At 69.9% G+C, this 16,983-nt stretch carries 15 protein-coding genes; 8 read left to right on the plus strand and 7 right to left on the minus strand.

Features of this window, described 5'->3' with window-relative positions; all coding sequences use genetic code 11:
- Positions 1-25: 25 nt before the first annotated feature.
- The 3 genes from mhpA to RC2_RS03985 form a co-directional block, all read right to left on the minus strand.
- Positions 26-1,669, minus strand: coding sequence for a bifunctional 3-(3-hydroxy-phenyl)propionate/3-hydroxycinnamic acid hydroxylase MhpA (mhpA, locus tag RC2_RS03975; protein WP_082895566.1), 1,644 nt, complete (start codon positions 1,667-1,669; stop codon positions 26-28).
- An 87-nt stretch (positions 1,670-1,756) separates the two neighbouring features.
- Complete coding sequence (locus RC2_RS03980) at positions 1,757-2,470, minus strand: IclR family transcriptional regulator (RefSeq protein ID WP_068149649.1); 714 nt, start codon at positions 2,468-2,470, stop codon at positions 1,757-1,759.
- A gap of 10 nt (positions 2,471-2,480) precedes the next feature.
- Positions 2,481-3,785: a DUF3500 domain-containing protein gene (locus tag RC2_RS03985; protein ID WP_245810945.1), complete on the minus strand. Its 1,305-nt coding sequence runs from the start codon at positions 3,783-3,785 to the stop codon at positions 2,481-2,483.
- 44 nt (positions 3,786-3,829) lie between these two features.
- Between RC2_RS03985 and RC2_RS03990 the strand changes: the two genes are divergently transcribed.
- Both RC2_RS03990 and msrA read left to right on the plus strand, forming a co-directional pair.
- On the plus strand, positions 3,830-4,711 hold the full coding sequence (locus RC2_RS03990; protein WP_068149546.1) for a fumarylacetoacetate hydrolase family protein: 882 nt from the start codon (positions 3,830-3,832) through the stop codon (positions 4,709-4,711).
- A gap of 174 nt (positions 4,712-4,885) precedes the next feature.
- A complete protein-coding gene (gene msrA / locus RC2_RS03995) occupies positions 4,886-5,407 on the plus strand; it encodes a peptide-methionine (S)-S-oxide reductase MsrA (RefSeq protein ID WP_068149549.1) in 522 nt (173 codons plus the stop codon).
- 64 nt (positions 5,408-5,471) lie between these two features.
- Here the strand turns inward: msrA and RC2_RS04000 are convergent, their stop codons facing one another.
- A complete protein-coding gene (locus tag RC2_RS04000; protein WP_068149551.1) occupies positions 5,472-6,914 on the minus strand; it encodes a helix-turn-helix domain-containing protein in 1,443 nt (480 codons plus the stop codon).
- Between the two features lie 135 nt (positions 6,915-7,049).
- Here RC2_RS04000 and RC2_RS04005 point away from each other — a divergent pair, with 135 nt between their 5' ends.
- The 5 genes from RC2_RS04005 to RC2_RS04025 all read left to right on the plus strand — a co-directional run bounded on the left by RC2_RS04005 (position 7,050) and on the right by RC2_RS04025 (position 12,858).
- A complete protein-coding gene (locus tag RC2_RS04005; RefSeq protein ID WP_068149553.1) occupies positions 7,050-8,099 on the plus strand; it encodes an amidohydrolase family protein in 1,050 nt (349 codons plus the stop codon).
- Positions 8,096-8,821 carry an iron-sulfur cluster assembly protein gene (locus RC2_RS04010; RefSeq protein WP_068149555.1) on the plus strand — a complete coding sequence of 242 codons (726 nt, stop codon included), beginning with the start codon at positions 8,096-8,098 and terminating at the stop codon, positions 8,819-8,821. The genes RC2_RS04005 and RC2_RS04010 overlap by 4 nt, the downstream gene beginning before the upstream one ends.
- 44 nt (positions 8,822-8,865) lie before the next feature.
- Positions 8,866-9,891, plus strand: a complete 1,026-nt coding sequence (locus RC2_RS04015) for an NAD(P)-dependent alcohol dehydrogenase (RefSeq protein ID WP_068149558.1) — start codon at positions 8,866-8,868, stop codon at positions 9,889-9,891.
- An 81-nt stretch (positions 9,892-9,972) separates the two neighbouring features.
- The gene (locus RC2_RS04020) at positions 9,973-10,296 is read left to right on the plus strand and encodes a putative quinol monooxygenase (protein WP_068149561.1); all 324 of its coding nucleotides are present in this window, start codon (positions 9,973-9,975) and stop codon (positions 10,294-10,296) included.
- Positions 10,297-10,455: 159 nt separating this feature from the next.
- Positions 10,456-12,858, plus strand: coding sequence for a thiamine pyrophosphate-binding protein (locus RC2_RS04025; protein WP_082895567.1), 2,403 nt, complete (start codon positions 10,456-10,458; stop codon positions 12,856-12,858).
- Position 12,859: 1 nt separating this feature from the next.
- Here the strand turns inward: RC2_RS04025 and RC2_RS04030 are convergent, their stop codons facing one another.
- On the minus strand, positions 12,860-13,999 hold the full coding sequence (locus tag RC2_RS04030) for an MFS transporter (RefSeq protein ID WP_442981461.1): 1,140 nt from the start codon (positions 13,997-13,999) through the stop codon (positions 12,860-12,862).
- Positions 14,000-14,198: 199 nt separating this feature from the next.
- Between RC2_RS04030 and RC2_RS04035 the strand changes: the two genes are divergently transcribed.
- The gene (locus tag RC2_RS04035) at positions 14,199-15,113 is read left to right on the plus strand and encodes a LysR family transcriptional regulator (RefSeq protein WP_139277260.1); all 915 of its coding nucleotides are present in this window, start codon (positions 14,199-14,201) and stop codon (positions 15,111-15,113) included.
- Here RC2_RS04035 and RC2_RS04040 read toward each other — a convergent pair.
- A complete protein-coding gene (locus RC2_RS04040) occupies positions 15,085-15,882 on the minus strand; it encodes a TauD/TfdA dioxygenase family protein (protein ID WP_068149565.1) in 798 nt (265 codons plus the stop codon). The two genes, RC2_RS04035 and RC2_RS04040, sit on opposite strands and share 29 nt — an antisense overlap.
- Positions 15,879-16,982, minus strand: coding sequence for a D-alanine--D-alanine ligase family protein (locus RC2_RS04045; protein WP_072681083.1), 1,104 nt, complete (start codon positions 16,980-16,982; stop codon positions 15,879-15,881). The genes RC2_RS04040 and RC2_RS04045 overlap by 4 nt, the downstream gene beginning before the upstream one ends.
- Position 16,983 lies beyond the last annotated feature (1 nt).

Below are 16,983 nucleotides of genomic sequence, written 5' to 3' on the forward strand. Positions count from 1 at the left end.
AGGCGGACCCACCGACAGGAATCGATCATACGTTCGAACTGCCGACACGCACGCAAGGCCCGGTCCGGACCCCCGTGAGGAATCCGCGAACGAGCGCTCCGGCGTCGTCTCCGGTTCCGGTGCCGTAGAGGTGGAAGTCCGGGCGAACCAGCACCACGTCGGCCGCCAACCCGTCCAGCCACGCGGTGTAGGTCCCGTCGACGTCGTCGATCACCGTGACCTCGTCGATGGCGGCGGCGGTTCGGTCTCCGGACAGGGCCACCACCGTCACGCGCAGCGCGGCGAGGTCCTCGAGGTCGCGCGTAGACAGCTCCGGTACGTCCTCGGCTCGGCGCAGAATCAGGGCGCCGGGTCCGTCGAGCACATCGTCGAAACGCCCTGTCTCGCCGTCGATGCGCACCCGTCCCTGCCGAGACAACGTGCCCCCGTGCTCGCCGTCGTGCAGGCCGGGGCCGAGGCCCGGGCGCGGCGGTCTCGGCCTGTCCCCGGCGCGGTGCTCGGCCTGCAGCCGCCGATCGCGTTCGGCGGCCTCGTCCGGGTCGGTGATGCAGATGACCTTCCCCAGCGAGACCGAGAAGTCGACGAACGCCCGAGCGTGATGACGTCGTTCGCTGGTGTAGGAATCGAGGAGATCGGGCGACGCGACGCCGCGAAGAACGGCATCGAGCTTCCACGTCAGATTCAGTGCATCCCGAAGGCCGGCGCCGAGGCCCTGACCCGCGAACGGCGGCATGAGATGGGCGGCGTCACCCGCGACGGCAGCGCGACCGCGCCGCCACCGCTCGGCCCAGCACGCCTGGAACGTGTACACGGAATGCCGGACGAGAGAGGCGTTCTCGGGGGTCGGGCCCCAGGGAGCGAGGAGCTCCCATGCGGACTCGGGGGTGTTCAGCGTGTCCGCGTCCTCGCCCGGTAGTCGCATGAACTCCCACCGCCGGCGGCCGGGACCGCCCGGAACCATGGTGGACGGGCGATCGGTGTCGCATCGCTGCGTCGCGCCCGACGGGAACGACGCTCCTGCACCGGGTTCGACGTCGACCACCAACCAGTCGTACGCGTACCCGTCGTCGTGCCAGCCGGCGTCGATGAGGTCGCGCACCGTGCTGTGAGCGCCGTCCGCGCCCACCACGAACTCCGCCCGCACCTCGACGTCCTCGCCGCCGCGGCGGATCGTCACCGTCACGGCGTCGGGCCGGTCGTCCAGCGCCGTCATCTCCGCCCCGCGCACGACCTCGACGCGGGGCCCGGCCGCCATCACCTCGTCGAGGGCCTGTTCGAGAGAGGGCTGATCGAAGAAATACGTGTTGTACCAACCGGACTCGCCGAGACCGCTCCAGTCCACTTCCACCAGGGTCTCGCCGACGCCGTTGGTCCACACGTACATCGCGTCGTACGGCTCGGTGATGTGCGGGATCGTATCGGGCGCGAGGCCGACCGACTGGAGGATGCGGGCGACGTCGGAGCAGTGGGTGACGGCGCGGGGGAGCGGGTACGGCGACTCGGCCCGTTCCACCACGAGCACCCGGTGACCGCGCGCGCCGAGGTGCGCGGCGACCACCTTGCCGACCGGACCGTTGCCGACCACCACCACGTCGTAGTCGGCACGCAGTGGATCGTCGGACGATCGGGTGGCCGCGTCGAGTTCGAGATCGCGAGTGGAGGGAGGCATATCCCGAGGATGGCGAAGCGAACTCGATCGGTCACGGAAGTCGTCCCGGCCGGCGGGACCGCAATGCCGAAGTCCGATCGGACGAACTCAGGAGAGGTCCGGGTTGAGCCGCTCGAGACCCTCGATGGCCCGCGACTGCTTGAGGCGGAAGCGGGACGACGGCATCACCACGGACACGGCCTGCAACGCACCCGTCTGTCCGCGAAACGCGGTGGCGACAGCGCAGATACCGAGATCGTGTTCCTCCCGGTCGACCGCGATCCGCGTGCTCCGCACGTCCTCGATGCGCCGGATCAGGAGATCGGGGTCGGTGACCGTGTGCTCCGTGAAGCGCGTCAGTGGGCCGGACAGCAGCGTCTGCACCGTCTCGTCCGGGAGCAGGGCCATCAGCGCCACGCCCAGGCAACTGGCGTGCAGGGAAAACGCCCGACCCACCTCCGTCGCCGAGCGGACTCGGTCCGGCGACTCCACCTGGTCGACGACGACGACCTCCCGTCCGCTGAACACCGCGAGATCGACGTTCTCCCCGGTGGTTCGCGCCAGCGTCGCCAGTGCGCGGCGATTGCTCGAGACCAGACGCGAGTGCGCGGCCACACCGAACTTCAGCAGTCCCGGTCCCAGCGAGTACCCGCGGCGGCCGAGATCGCGCACGACGTACAGTTCGCCCTCGAGGGCCTGGATCAACCGGTGCACGGTGGACCGGGGCAGCCCGGTACGACGAGCGAGTTCGGTGAGCGACAACATCGTTCGGCTCTCCGCGAGTGTGTCCAGAATCAGGGACGCGCGTCCTATGTCGGCCAGGGGACTCTCCTCACGAGTGTGGCGACGGGCTCTGTCGCCTGTGTCGGACCCACGCCCGGCCGTAGTCGTTGCCATGGGGGACACGGAGAACCGTGTGGACGTGGAACGGTTTCGGTTCGTCGTAGTCGAGGAACACGCCGCAATGATGGTCGACCTCGACCAGGATCACGGGTGACTGGATGCGGGCGTAGAAGACGTCCTGCTCGCCGTGGCCGCCGATCCAGCAGAACCAGGTCTCGTCGAGGTGTGCGGCGATGTCCCGCAACGCGGCACGTCGAGGGCCGTCGGGCAACAGGTGGAGGAACGCCGCGACGGCGTCGAGGGCGGCGTGCTCGGCGGCTTCCGTCGTGTCCGCGACGCGGACGCCCTCGAAGGGGATCACGCGATTGTCCTGGAACGCTCCGGCGAGATGCCTCTCGTCGCCGGGATGCACGCGGCCCGGCGGCATCGCGGGGTCGACCATGGTCCGATAGACGGTGGCGCGGGCGCGCTGGGCGGGGTCGAGCGCCGCCATGACCGTCCGCATCGCCGCCGTGTGCCGTCCGAGGGTGCGGACCCCGGCGTGCGGCCCGGCGTCGATCTCGTCGGGCTCGGCCCCGAGGAACACGGGTCCGATGGTCATGCGTCCGTCGACGACGAGGCAGTTCACCGCCAGGTGGTGACCGAACAGCTGCCACCCCCAGGGCTCGGTGAGGTGCGGTCGGCCGTACAGGGCCACGTTGTAGGACCACTCGCCGAGGATCGTCGGGAGGTCGACCGTCTCGCCCAGGAAACCGTTGATGCGCATGGTGTTCCGCACGGAGTCGTACCCGTCGGACGACAACGACGCCCGGACCAGCTCGAGTACGGCGCCGCGCACGGCATCGGTGGTCCGTTCGAGGCGGATGCCGGTGTCGAACTGCAGGAACTCCGGGTTGGCCCAGGTCTGCCACTCGACGGCGTCGACCTCGTGACACAGTCGCTCCCGGTCGTCGGCGTCGAGGATCGTCAGCAGCGCCTCCGCGGCGTCGACCATCGCCGCGACGGGGGCGGCCTCCGACGGCGCGGCCGGGGTCAGCGGGTGGACGTCGCGCCGGAGCGTCCCGTTCTCGGTGACGCCGCGGAACGGGCGGCGGTACAGCGGTGTCCAGCCGGCGACCAGGCCCCCGGTGAAGGTTCCCGGCCGACTCGCGACCCGCGCGTACTCGGCGGCGGTCAGTCCCCGAACATCGGCCAGGCGCGGATGGTCGCGGGGATAGAGGTAGCGACGGAAGTCCCCGGTCACGACGACCGCACCCGTCCGGACGCGGCCGACGACACGCGGTGCTCGGCCCACCGCCGTAGGGTCCGTCCCCGACGGACGACGAAGCAGGGGGCGGCATGCGCATCGTGGGAATCAGGCGGGCGGGGAACGGTCCGGTGGAGGTCGCGGACCTCCGGAGCACCGGTCGGGGGGAGGTGGTGGTCCCGATCGCCGGTCTCGACGACTTCTGGTCCGACGCGCGTGGCCACCTCGCACGCGGCGGAGGCGACGTCGCGGGGATACCCCGGGCGGACGTCACGCTGGTCCCCCCGGTCCTGCCGGGAGCGCGGGTGTTCTGCGTCGGTCTGAACTACCGGCGGCACCACGCCGAGGGCAGCTATTCCGGCGACCCGATTCCCGAGGTCCCGACGATCTTCGCGCGGTGGACGTCGTCGCTCGCCGTCGGCGACGGTGTCGTGGAGATCCCCGACGACGAGGAAGGTCTGGACTGGGAGGGGGAGGTGATGGCGTGGGTCGGCGCCGATCTCGCCGTCGCGTCGGCCGACGAGGCGCTCGGCGCCGTCGTCGGCTATTCGACGTTCGACGACCTCACGGCCCGCGGTGCCCAGAAGCGCACCTCGCAGTGGACGCTGGGCAAGAACGTGGACGGGTCCGGACCACTCGGCCCGATGGTCCCGGCGGACGAGGTGGGCGACCTGCGCGACGGACTGCGCGTGCGGACGCGAGTCAACGGGGCGACCGTGCAGGACGCGTCGACGGACGAGATGGTCTTCACGGTGGGGGAGACGCTCGCGTACGTCTCGCGGACCGTGACGGTGCGCGCCGGCGATCTGGTGGCGACCGGGACCCCGTCCGGAGTGGGATACGCCCGCGATCCGCAGTGGTTGCTCGGGGACGGCGACCTGGTGGAGGTCGAGGTGGAACGGCTGGGCACGCTGCGCACGACCGTCGTGCGCCGTCGACCGATTCACAGCTCCCCCCGGGGCCTTCACGACTAGTTCTCAACGGAAGTTGAGCACGCGGAGCAAGCTATCACGCCTCTCGGACGGAATGCGGAACAACCGGGCCCGGGTGGTGCGTTCGTAGAGAGGACGGTGCGATCCGCGTACCGCGCAGAAGTGATGCGCACCGAGCAGTCCTTCGAGGGGCCATCGGCAGAAGAGGAGTCACACATGACCGACGCAACGGGCACGACCGAAACGGCCATCCTGGCGGGCGGATGTTTCTGGGGTGTCGAGGAGCTCATCCGCAAGCAGCCCGGCGTGCTGTCGACGCGTGTCGGCTACAGCGGCGGCGACGTGCCGAACGCGACCTACCGCAACCACGGCACGCACGCCGAGGCGGTCGAGATCGTCTTCGACCCCACCCGGACGTCGTTCCGGAATCTGCTGGAGTTCTTCTTCCAGATCCACGACCCGTCGACGAAGAACCGTCAGGGCAACGACGTCGGCCTCAGCTACCGCTCGGCCATCTTCTACACCAGCGAGGAGCAGAAGGAGGTCGCGCTCGACACCATCGCCGACGTGGACGCCTCCGGCATCTGGCCGGGCAAGGTCGTCACGGAAGTGACGGCGGCGGGCGACTTCTGGGAGGCCGAGCCCGAGCACCAGGACTACCTGCAGCGCATTCCGAACGGGTACACCTGCCACTGGGTCCGCCCGGACTGGAAGCTGCCACGGCGCGCGACGGCCTGATCTCGTCGCTCGTCGCCGAACCCCGCGGCCCGACGGTCGCGGGGTTCTGTGCGTCCCGGTCGGGTCAGCGGGCGGAGATCCGGTAGTACTTGATCTTCCGGTAGAGCGTCGCGCGGCTCATCCCGAGGCGCTCGGCCGCGTCGGCCATCGTGGTCCCGCCGGCCAGAACTCGCACTATCTCGCTGCGCTCGAACGCCTCGATCGTCGACAGTCGTCGACCGCCGGAGTCGGAGAGAAGGTCCGCCGGGAGGGCGGGTACGTCGACGACGTCCACCCGGCGGACCGCGTCCTCGACGACGCGGCGGAGGTGGATGCAGTTCTGCGGCCAGGAGAACTGTTGCAGGACCCGGTCCGCCGCGGCCGTGAAGGCAACGTCGCGTCCGCGGACGTTGCGCGCGATCCGGTGGGCCAGGGGCGCGACGTCACCGGGACGGTCGCGGAGCGGGGCGAGGGGCACGGTGTCCGCGATCGCCGAGGCGAACGCGGCCGGAATCGCCGCGAAGTTCTCCGCGGTGACGACCACGGGCATCGCTGCTCCGGGACCGGCGAACAGGACGGTCGCCAGGCGGTCCGCGACGTACGTGGACAAGGAGTCGACGTCACGGACGACGACGACGGTGTCGGTCCGTCCCGCCTCGAAATCCCACAGTGACAACCAGGAATCGGCGTCGTCCGGATCGGGTGCACCCGCGGTGAGAACACGGCGATCGGGCCAGGCGCGCCGAGCGGCGACCTCGGCGGCGGTGGCGCGGCCGGATCCCGGCTCGCCCAGAACGGCCACCACGCGACCGGCGGTCAGGGCTGCTCGGGTGGAGGTGACGGCTGCCGTCCAGTCGGAGCCGAGGTCCTCGACGGCGCGGCCGAGTCCGTGGTCGACTCGGAAGACCGAGCGACGCGGTCGGGTGGGGGCCCGTCCGGTGGTCGAGTGGCGACTGAGCATGGTCGCTGCGATCGTGCCGGCGGTGGCGCGCGCCAGGGTGAGCAGCAATTCGCTGGAGGACCGGGACCAGGTGGTCACGTTGACGGCGCCGTCGAGTCGGCCCGTCGTCGGATCGATGACCGGGGCTGCAGCGCAGGTGAATCCGGACAGACTGCGGGAGTAGTGCTGCTCCGCACGGACCAGGGTGGGTGCGTGGTCGGCGAGCGCGAGTCCGAGGCCGTTGGTGCCGACCTCGCGTTCGGAATAGCCGAACCCGGGGGCGAGGTGGACTGCGTCGAGCGCTCGGAGAAGGGTCCGATCGCCGCTGAGACGGGTGAGGACGACGCCGTGGGCGTCGGTGAGCATCATCCCTACCGGTTCGCTGGTCATCGACCGGTGCAGATCGGCGAGAACGGCGTCGCCGCACTCGTGGAACAGCGATCCCGGAGCCCCGGTTCCCGCGAACGTCGGCTCGACCGCGTCCAGCGGAATGCCGTAGGACCGGCTCCGTTCCCAGGACGCACGCACACGCGGCGGGACGGGAGCGCCGACAACGTCTCGCTCGCCGTCTCGTGCCTCCACCTGCATGTGACCCACATTACAGTTTCGGGTGCCGCGCACCGTCTCAATCTGAGACGCCGACGGCCTGTCCGCGCCCCCTCGCGCCTCCTAGCGTGAATGCCATCAGGTGTGGCGACAGTCACACAGGGAAAGGGAGCCCGGATGTACACCAAGGACGGCACCAGCTACTTCATCGTCGACGCGCACGTGGCGTTGTGGGACGCGCGACCCGAGAACCAGCGCAACGTCCACGGTAAGCAGTTCATCGACTGCTTCTACGACTACCACCGCAACCTGTCTCCGGAGAGCGAGCTCTGGACGTACGAGGAGTACCTCTACCAGGGCGGCGAGCGGTTCATGAAGGACCTGTTCGAGGACGGTTACGTCGACCATGCGATCTTCCAGCCGGCTCGGCTCGGGGAGTTCTACGTCGACGGTTTCGGGCAGACCGAGGAGGCGTGGGCGCTTACGCAGGCCAACCCCGGCAAGCTGACCTACAACCACAATTTCGATCCTCGCAACGGGGAGGCCGGATTGGACCAACTCCGCGCGGACGCGGAACGGTTCGGGCTGAAGGGCGTCAAGCTCTACACCGCCGAATGGCACGGCGATTCCCGTGGATACCGGCTCGACGACGACTGGACGCGGCGCTACCTCGAGGTGTGTCGAGAGGTCGGCATCCGCAACATCCACGTGCACAAGGGCCCGACCATCCGGCCGCTCGATCGGGATGCCTTCGACGTCGCGGATGTCGACCACGTCGCTACCGACTTCACCGACCTGAACTTCGTCGTCGAGCACTGCGGCCTGCCCCGCCTGGAGGACTTCTGCTGGATCGCCACGCAGGAGCCGAACGTGCACGCCGGTCTCGCCGTGGCGATGCCGTTCATGTTCACTCGCCCGAAGTACTTCGGGCAGATTCTCGGTGAGCTGCTGTATTGGGTGGGGGAGGATCGCATCCAGTTCTCCAGCGACTACGCGCTGTGGACGCCTCGGTGGCTGGTCGAGTCCTTCGTCGATTTCGAGATCCCCGAGGAGCTCACCGAGTACCCGGCGCTCACCGAGAACCAGAAGCGGAAGATCCTCGGGCTCAACGCGGCTGCGATGTACGACATCGAGGTGCCGGCCCATCTGAGGGTCGCCGACGCGGACGAGACCGCGACGGGCCCCCGCGGCGCGGATCGCGTCGCCGACGACCTGGTGGGCGCATGACCGCGGACTCCCGGCGCGCGGATGCCCGACGAACGGAGGCGTGGCGGGCCCTGGACAGGGTGATCGACCCCGAACTCGACGAGCCGGTGACCGATCTCGACTTCGTGGCCTCGTTGGAGGTGTCCGACGACGGCGACGTCGCCGTCCACCTGCGCCTCCCCACGTCCTTCTGTGCGCCGAACTTCGCCTACCTGATGGCATCGGACGCGAAAGCGGTGCTGTCGGAACTCGACTGGGCACGATCGGTGTCGGTCGCGCTCGACGACCACCACGATTCGGCGATCATCAACGCCGGCCTCGCGGCGGACGCGGGCTACCGCGGAACGTTCGGGTACGAGGCCGACGACGACCTGGAGGAGCTGCGCACGACGTTCCGACGCAAGGCGCACGTGGCGGCGATGGAACGCAGCCTCACCGCCCTGATGGCGGCCCACCCGTGGCGCAGCCCGCAGGACATGGCCACCGTCGTCCTCGGTGATCTGCCGCCGGGGCGCACCACGGACGACCTGCTCGACCGACGGTCGGCGATCGGCCTGTCGACTCGCCCCGACGCACCGGTCATGGTCGACCACCTGGGCGCGGGGTACGTCGGCCTCGACGTCCAACTGGCTCTGCGCCGGGCGCGTTCCACCCGCATCTCGATCGAAGGGAACGCGCATTTCTGCCGCGGCTTGCTGCGGACGCGGTACGACGACCCCGACCGCACCACCATCTCGGCCTGACCCGGGCCGCACTGTCGAGAGGACACACACCCACCATGAGTTCGATGCGTGCCGTACAGGTCGTGGGATACCACGAGAAACTGCAGATGACGGAACTGCCGATACCCGAGCCGACGGGCCCGTTCGACGTGATAGTCCGGATCGGCGGGGCGGGCGTCTGCCGGACCGATCTGCACATCCTCGAAGGCCAATGGGCCGAGAAGTCGAAGGTGACGCTGCCGTACACCATCGGTCACGAGAACGCCGGGTGGGTACACGCGGTGGGATCGGCGGTCACGACCGTGGCCGAGGGCGACAAGGTGATCGTGCACCCGCTCGTCACCTGCGGCTTCTGTCGCGCCTGCCGATCCGGAGACGACGTCCACTGCGAGCAGAACCAGTTCCCGGGCATCGACACCCACGGCGGGTACGCGGAGTACCTCAGAACGTCGGCGCGCAGCGTCGTGAAGATCGACGACTCGCTCGAACCCGCCGACGTCGCCGCCCTCGCGGACGCCGGACTGACGGCGTACCACGCCGTCGCCAAGGCCTCTCGCACTCTGACGCCGCGTGATCGTGTGGTCGTGATCGGGGCCGGCGGACTGGGGCACATCGGGATTCAGGTGCTCACGGCGCTCACTCCGGCCGAGATCGTGGTGGTCGATCGGAACCCCGACGCAGTGGCGTTGGCGGAGACCATCGGCGCGCACCACGGCGTGGTGGCCGACGGCGGCCAGGTGGAGGCCGTGCAGGACCTCACCGGTGGCCTCGGCGCCGAGGTGGTGATCGACTTCGTCGGCGAGGGCGGTGCGACCGCCGAGGGCGTCGCGATGCTGCGGCAGGCCGGTGACTACTACGTCGTGGGCTACGGCGAGAACATCGACGTCCCCACCATCGACATCGTCTCCGCCGAGTTGAACATCGTCGGTAACCTGGTGGGGTCCTACAACGACCTGTGCGATCTCATGGCTCTCGCCGCGCGCGGCGCGGTGGTGCTGCACACGGCGAAGTACGCCCTCGACGACTTCCAGTCCGCCATCGACGATCTCGACGCCGGCCGGGTGCGCGGCCGGGCCATTCTGACCCCCTGACCGGATCGGCCGAGCAGTGCGCCGGCCGCGAATCCCCTCCAGCCGAGAACCACTCGGACACCGACCCCGCAGGAGCGTTCCGTGATCTTCATCGTCGTCAAGTTCACCACCAAGCCCGACTGGACCGACCGCTGGCCGGACCACGTCGCCGAGTTCACCGCGGCCACCCGTGCCGAGGAGGGCTGCCTGTGGTTCGAGTGGTCCAAGAGCCTCGAGGAACCGAACACCTTCGTGCTCGTGGAGGCCTTCCGTGACGGTGATGCCGGCAGTGCGCACGTGAACAGTGACCACTTCCGGAAGGCGATCGAGGAGCTGCCGAAGGGCTTGGCGTCGACGCCGAAGATCATCAGCGAGTCCATCGAGGCCACCGGGTGGAACGAGATGGGCGAGATGTCGGTCGACTGACCGCCGTCCGATTGCGCACACTGCCGTGGTTCCCGTCGGGGGGTCACGGCAGTGTGCGTCATTCTGCGCAGTCGACGCGGGAACTGTTGTTCCTACTGGCGGGTAATGATCGACTGAGGACTGCGTTCTGCGCAGGCCGTACACGATCAGGGGGATGGGATGACGGACACGATGGACACGACCGACGCCGGCAACGCGATCGAGGTGCGGACGCAGGCGGGGGCTACCTCGTCCGAGCGCGACGTATTGCGGGACGTCGAGGACTCGGTCCTGTGGATCGCGACCGCGATGATCCACCACGCCAACCGGGTTCGGCCGAATCCCTCCGGCATGAAGGTCGGTGGCCACCAGGCGTCCAGTGCCTCGCTGGTGACGATCATGACCGCGCTGTGGTTCGAGCGGCTGCGGCCCGAGGACCGCGTGTCGGTGAAGCCCCACGCCTCGCCCGTCCTGCACGCGATCAACTACCTGCTCGGTGAGCTCGACCAGCGCTACTTGACCACGCTGCGCGAATTCGGCGGACTGCAGTCCTACCCGAGCCGCGCGAAGGATCCCGATCCGGTGGACTATTCGACCGGGTCCGTCGGGATCGGTGCCACCGCCCCGATCTGGGGCGCCATGGCGCGACGCTACGTCGACACCGCGTTCGGCGGACCGGACACCGTGAGCCACGACGTGCCTGCGACCGGACGTCAGTACTCGTTGGTCGGTGACGCGGAACTGGACGAGGGCGCCGTCTGGGAGGCCATCCTCGACCCGGCCGTGGCCGAGCTGGGCGAGATCGTGTGGATCGTCGACCTCAACCGTCAGTCGCTGGATCGGGTGGTGCCGAACATCGCCGCCGGGCGCCTGGAAGCGATGTTCGCCGCCGCTGGATGGCAGGTGCTGACCGTGGCGTTCGGCGCGCTGCTGGAGGCGTTGTTCGCCCGGCCCGGCGGAGATGCCCTGCGCCGCCGCATCGTCGGCATGTCCAATCCCGAATATCAGCGCCTCCTGCGGTGCGACGCGGACGAACTGCGTACCCGACTGCCCGGCGAGGGTGCGGACGGCGAGGCGATCTCGGCCCTGGTCGCGGACGTGGACGACACCGAGCTGGTGCGGGCGTTCCGCAACCTGGGTGGTCACGATCTCGACGCGTTGCGGAACGCCTTCGACGCGATCGACGACACCCGTCCGACAGTGATCATCGCCTACACGATCAAGGGCCACCGCCTCCCGACCGAGGGGCATCCCCAGAACCACTCGGCGCTGCTCACGGTCGAGCAGTTCGAGGACCTCGCGGCGGACATGGGCCGTGATCCGCAGAACCCCTGGGCGCGGCCCCACGTCGATTCCGACGCCGGGCGGCTGTGTGCTCTCACCGCCGATCGACTGCGACGGACGCCGGTGTCCGCCGCGACCCCGCCGACCGTGCCCGCGGACTTCGGCCGGACCCCGGCGGGCACGTCGACGACGCAGGCGGCGCTGGGTCGTGTGTTGCTGGATCTGACCCGTTCCGCGCCGGATGCGGCGGCGCGTGTGGTGACCGTGAGTCCCGACGTCAGCAGCACCACCAACCTCGCGGGGTGGCTCAACAAGGTCGGGGTGTGGTCGCCGCAGGAGCGTCAGGACTGGTTCGCCGACGACCCCGAGACGATCATGCACTGGCGCGAGAAGCCCACCGGCCAGCACATGGAACTCGGCATCGCCGAGACCAACCTGGTGGGACTCATCGGCGAGCTCGGCGCCACGTGGAGCCGCTGGGGTCAGCCGCTGTTCCCCATCGGCGTGCTGTACGACCCGTTCGTCGAGCGGGCCCTCGAACCCTGGTCCTACGGCATCTACGCCGGCGGGCAGTCGATTCTGGTGGGCACGCCGTCCGGCGTCACCCTCGCCGCCGAAGGTGGTGCGCACCAGTCGATCACGACGCCGTCCGTCGGCCTCGAACAGCCCGGGTGCGTGTCCTGGGAGCCGGCCTTCGCCGTCGACGTGGAATGGACGCTGCTCGCCTCGATGGCGCAACTCGGTCGTCCCGACGGGACCTCGTCGTACCTCCGGCTGTCGACCCGCCCGGTCGACCAGTCCCTGGCCGCGGTGCCGACGGATCCGGCCGCGCGCGAGCGTCGACGTCGGCACGTGGTGGCGGGTGCGTACCTGCTGCGCCGGGCCGAGCGCCCGGCGGTCACGCTGGTGGGTATGGGCGCCCTCGTGACCGAGACGCTCGCCGCCGCGGATCGTCTGGCCGACCTCGGCATCGACGCCGACGTCGTCTGTGTCACGAGCCCCGGTCTGCTGTTCGAGGCGGTGCAGGCTCGCCGAGGTGTGCAGGACGGATCGTCCTGGATTCTCGATCGGGTGTTCCCGGCGGACCGCGCCGTGCCGATGGTGACCGTGCTCGACGGGCACCCGCACACGTTGGCCTTCCTCGCCACCGTCAATCGGGTCGAGTCGATCTCGTTGGGCGTCAGCCGGTTCGGACAGGTCGGGTCCCTGGAAGAGGTGTATCGCTGGCACGGCATCGACACCGATTCCGTGGTGCGCGCCGCCCTCGACCTGGTGGGCGACGAACCCGGACGGTCCTGAGTCACGTGCCGGTGCGCAGGGCCAAACCCGCCCATCCCGCCGCGACCACGGCGAGACCGGCGACGTACAGGGCCATCGGGGTCCAGCCGGCGGTCTGGAAGACCAGACCGCCGGTCCACCCGATCACCGACGATCCGGCGTAGTAGAAGAGGTTGTAGAGCGACCCGGACTGCGCGCGGCCCACCGTCGCGCGGTGGCCCGTCCAGCCCGACGCGATGGCGTGCGCGGCGAAGAAGCCCATGGTGAAGACGACGAGCCCGGTGAGGATCACGGCGAGCGCGGACGCCGCGGTGAGGGCGACACCGGCGATCATGACGGCCGTGGATCCCGCGAGCACCGCACGCCGCCCGAGGCGGCCGGCGAGTTGTCCGGCGACCCGAGAGGACACCGTGCCGGACAGGTAGGCCACGAAGAGCAGGCCGATGATCGACTGGGGGAGTCCGAACGGCGGTGCCTCGAGCCGGAATCCGAGGTAGTTGTAGACGGTGACGAATCCGCCCATGAGCAGGAACGCCTGCCCGTAGAGCGCGAGCATGCCGCGGTCGGCCAGATTGGCGCGGATCTTGTCCCACAGCCCGGTGTCGTCGTCACGCGCGGGAAGCGGCCGACGGGGCTTCGGGGCGAGCGCGAGGAACGCGGCCGCGGCGGCCGCCGCCATGATCGAGACGGTGAGCGTGCCCAGTCGCCAATCGACGTGCTCGGCGATGGGGGCGGCAACCACCCGTCCGAGGAGTCCTCCGATCGTGGTGCCGGACACGTAGGTGGCCGCGGCCACCGCGGTGTGCCGTCGATGTACCTCCTCCGAGACGTAGGCGATGGCAATGGCGGGCAGCCCGCCGAGGGCCATGCCCTCGAGGAAGCGAACACCGAGCAGCATCGGCAACGACGGGGACAGTGGGACGATCAGGCCGAGCACGGTCGCGGCGACGACGGACAGGCTCATCGCGCGGACCCGACCGAGGCGATCGGCGACCACCGACCACGGCAGTACGGAGACCGCGACGCCGACCGTCGCGAAGCCGACCGCCAGGGAGGACTGCGACGGGGTGATGCCGAGATCGGATGCGATCAGCGGGAGGATGCCCTGGACCGAGTAGAGCTGCGCGAACGTGGCGATTCCGGCCGCGAGCAGCGCGATCACGAGGCGCCGGTAGGCGCGCGATCCTCGCGGATGTCCGTCCCAGTCCTGGTCCCCGTCCTGATCACCGGCGTGGTCGGGATTCACCTCGGTCGGGGAGAGCGTCGTCCGTTCCGTCACGTCGTCCCACGGTAGGCACCGCCGTCGCATACGTCCAATGCATGAGTGCTCGGTCATTCATTCATCTCGGTATCGTGAGCGCATGCGAATCGAGATCGACGCGGTGCTCCCGCTCGTGCGCACGGTGCTCGCCGTCGCCGAGACCGAACACGTCACCGACGCCGCCCACCTCCTCGGCGTTCCGCAGCCGACGGTGAGCCGCCACCTCGCGCGTGCGTCCGCCGCGCTGGGGGTCGACCTGGTGGAACGGCGGGGCCGCGGCATCGCGCTGACGCCGGCCGGCCGGGCGCTCGTGCCGTATCTCGCCCGCGCCGTCCGTGAGATCGAGTCCGGGCTCGAGGCGATGGTCGACGAGGACGCGCGCGTGCGAGGACGGGTGGCCATCGCCTTCCAGAACACCCTCGGCGAGCGGGTGGTCCCGCGCCTGATCGACAGGTTCCGCCGCGGCCGCCCGGGCGTCACGGTCGAACTCGACCAGGGCGCTCGCGATCACTGCCTCGCCCGGCTGGATCGCGGAGAGAGCGACCTGGCCTTCGTCGCGCTCGGGGCCGAGCACCGCGACCGGTCGGTCGAACTCTTCTCCGAACGGCTGGTCCTGGTGGTTCCCCTCGGCCACCGTCTGGCGGATCGCCCCGATGTCGCGCGTGCGGTGGCCGACGTCGCCGACGAACCCTGGGTCACCATGGCGTACGGGTTCGGAATCCGATCCGTGCACGAAGTCCTGTGGCGCGCCGCGGGACGGACCCCGTCGATCGCGTTCCAAGGGCAGGACATCCACACCGTTCGGGGGCTGGTCGGCGCCGGTCTGGGCGTCAGTGTGCTCCCGCCCGAGGCCCGAACGCCGGAACCGACGCACGCGCACACCGTCGATCTGCCGCTGTCGGACCAACACGCCGAACGTCGGATCGGGATGGTCTGGTCCGACCGCGTCCTCCCACCGCAGGCCTCGGCGTTCCGCGACCTGGTGATCAGCGAGGGGCGCGCGCTGCTGCGGTGAGCCGGCCGTCGGTGGCCATGCCCCGATGCATCGTGCGTTCGCCGACCACGCCGGAGTGGTCCGCGCGGTGCATGACGCACCGGTTGTCCCACAGCACGACGTCGCCGGGTCGCCACGAGTGCCGGTGTACGTTCTCGTCGGCCGTGGAGTGCTCGTAGAGCCGCGCCACCGTCTCCGCGGTCTCGTCCGCGGACAGTCCGCTGATCGCAGCGCAGCGCTTCGGCGTGGACAGGTACAGCGACGACCGGCCCGTGATCGGGTGCACCGTCACCACGGGATGGTCGGCGGACGTCTCCGCGTCCTCGGGGAGGTCGAGACCGGTGACGACGTGGGTGATGGTCCGCGTCGAGAGATCCGCACGCAGGTCCTCCGGCAGGGTGTCCCAGGCTCGGTACTGGTTGCTGAACAGCGTCTGCCCGCCGGACTCGGGCACCGTGACCGCCCGGAGCGCGGTGTAGGCCGGCGGGTCGGCGACGTAGCTGGTGTCGACGTGGAACGTCGACGTCGGGGCGGTCGTGCGCCCGGCGTTGGTGATGACGTTGAGATCCGGGTGACCGTCCACCGGGGTCTCGCCCTGCGTGAACACCGGCGCGCCGAGGCGTCGAAGGAACTGCTCGAACTCGGTGTCGTCGATCTCCTGGTCGCGGAACACCACCACGCCGTATTCGGCGGCGAGGTGACGGACCTCGTCGATGCGGTCGTCGGTGAGGTCCTGGATGCGGGCGTCGGTGACGTCGACCCCCACCGGGTCCAGAGCGTGAGCCTTCATGACGGGGTTCCTTCCTCGGATCGATCGGTGTGGCCGTCGGGGCGGGGCAGTCGAGTTCCGGTGAGCCGCTCCAGTTCCCGCAAGCCGTGGTCGAACAGGGTGCGAGCGTCGATGCCGGCGGCGGCGGCCATGGTGGTCACCACGCTGCCGCGGGCGTAGGAGCAGTAGAGCCCCGCCTCGAGGAACCACGGGGTGCCCTCGGGGTCGATGCGAAAGTCGAACAGGCTGTAGTACCGACAGCCGAGGGCGGCGTGGGCCCGAAGGGCGAGGTCGTGGACGCGGGCCGTCACCGGATCGTCGGTGGGCACGATCCACGCGCGGTCGACGGTCTTCGCCGCGAGGTAGAGCTCCCCGTCGTCGGATCGTCGGAGCTTGTCCTCGCGGGTCCGGATGGGCGCCGTGGCCGCGTCGACCGCGTACTCCTCGAGCGGCAGGCACACCGGCTCGCCGTCCACCACCACGACGCCAGAACGCACTTCGCGGCCCAGCTCGACGTAGTCCTCGACCAGCACGCGCGACGAGAAACGCGACGCCTCCGTCACCGCGGCGTCGAACTCCTCCGGCGTGCGCACGAGAGTCACCCCGACGGAGTTGTCGGAATCGGCCGGCTTGACCACGGCGGGCAGTGGCGGCGCCGACCGGGTCGGACCGGTGCCGGTCAGAACGCGGCCCGTGGGCACGGGGACGCCCGCGTCGGCGACGACGGCGCGTGTCCTCGCCTTGTCCGCGGTCAGCGCCATCAGGTCGGATCCGTTGCCCAACAACGGAATGCCGAGGAGGTCGGCCAACGCCCGGTACGTGGTCATGCCCGGCAGGCAGAACATCTGCGGGAGGATCACGTCGACGCCCAGGGTGTCGATGTGCGCGACGGCGTCGGACAACGCGAGCGGCGCGGCGGCGTCGAGTCCCGCCATGGTCTCGGCGACACGCCACGTGCGGTCCGGATCGACGGACGCGACGATCATCCGGAACCGCGCGGGATCGTCGAGAGTGTCGAGCGCGTCGGCAGCGTAGACGCGGGAGAGATCGGCGTGGAAGGTGTCCACGGCGGAGCCGACGAGGTGCAGCACCGTGGTGCGGCCCTGCGGAGGTGCGTTCACG

It is taken from the genome of Rhodococcoides corynebacterioides NBRC 14404 (genome assembly GCF_001894765.1).
GTDB lineage: Bacteria > Actinomycetota > Actinomycetes > Mycobacteriales > Mycobacteriaceae > Rhodococcoides > Rhodococcoides corynebacterioides.

Coding starts and splice junctions, on each gene's coding strand:
- mhpA (WP_082895566.1), bottom strand. CDS start 1,669: ATGCCTCCCTCCACTCGCGATCTCGAACTCGACGCGGCCACCCGATCG.
- RC2_RS03990 (WP_068149546.1), top strand. CDS start 3,830: ATGCGCATCGTGGGAATCAGGCGGGCGGGGAACGGTCCGGTGGAGGTC.
- msrA (WP_068149549.1), top strand. CDS start 4,886: ATGACCGACGCAACGGGCACGACCGAAACGGCCATCCTGGCGGGCGGA.
- RC2_RS04000 (WP_068149551.1), bottom strand. CDS start 6,914: ATGCAGGTGGAGGCACGAGACGGCGAGCGAGACGTTGTCGGCGCTCCC.
- RC2_RS04005 (WP_068149553.1), top strand. CDS start 7,050: ATGTACACCAAGGACGGCACCAGCTACTTCATCGTCGACGCGCACGTG.
- RC2_RS04010 (WP_068149555.1), top strand. CDS start 8,096: ATGACCGCGGACTCCCGGCGCGCGGATGCCCGACGAACGGAGGCGTGG.
- RC2_RS04015 (WP_068149558.1), top strand. CDS start 8,866: ATGCGTGCCGTACAGGTCGTGGGATACCACGAGAAACTGCAGATGACG.
- RC2_RS04025 (WP_082895567.1), top strand. CDS start 10,456: ATGACGGACACGATGGACACGACCGACGCCGGCAACGCGATCGAGGTG.
- RC2_RS04035 (WP_139277260.1), top strand. CDS start 14,199: ATGCGAATCGAGATCGACGCGGTGCTCCCGCTCGTGCGCACGGTGCTC.
- RC2_RS04040 (WP_068149565.1), bottom strand. CDS start 15,882: ATGAAGGCTCACGCTCTGGACCCGGTGGGGGTCGACGTCACCGACGCC.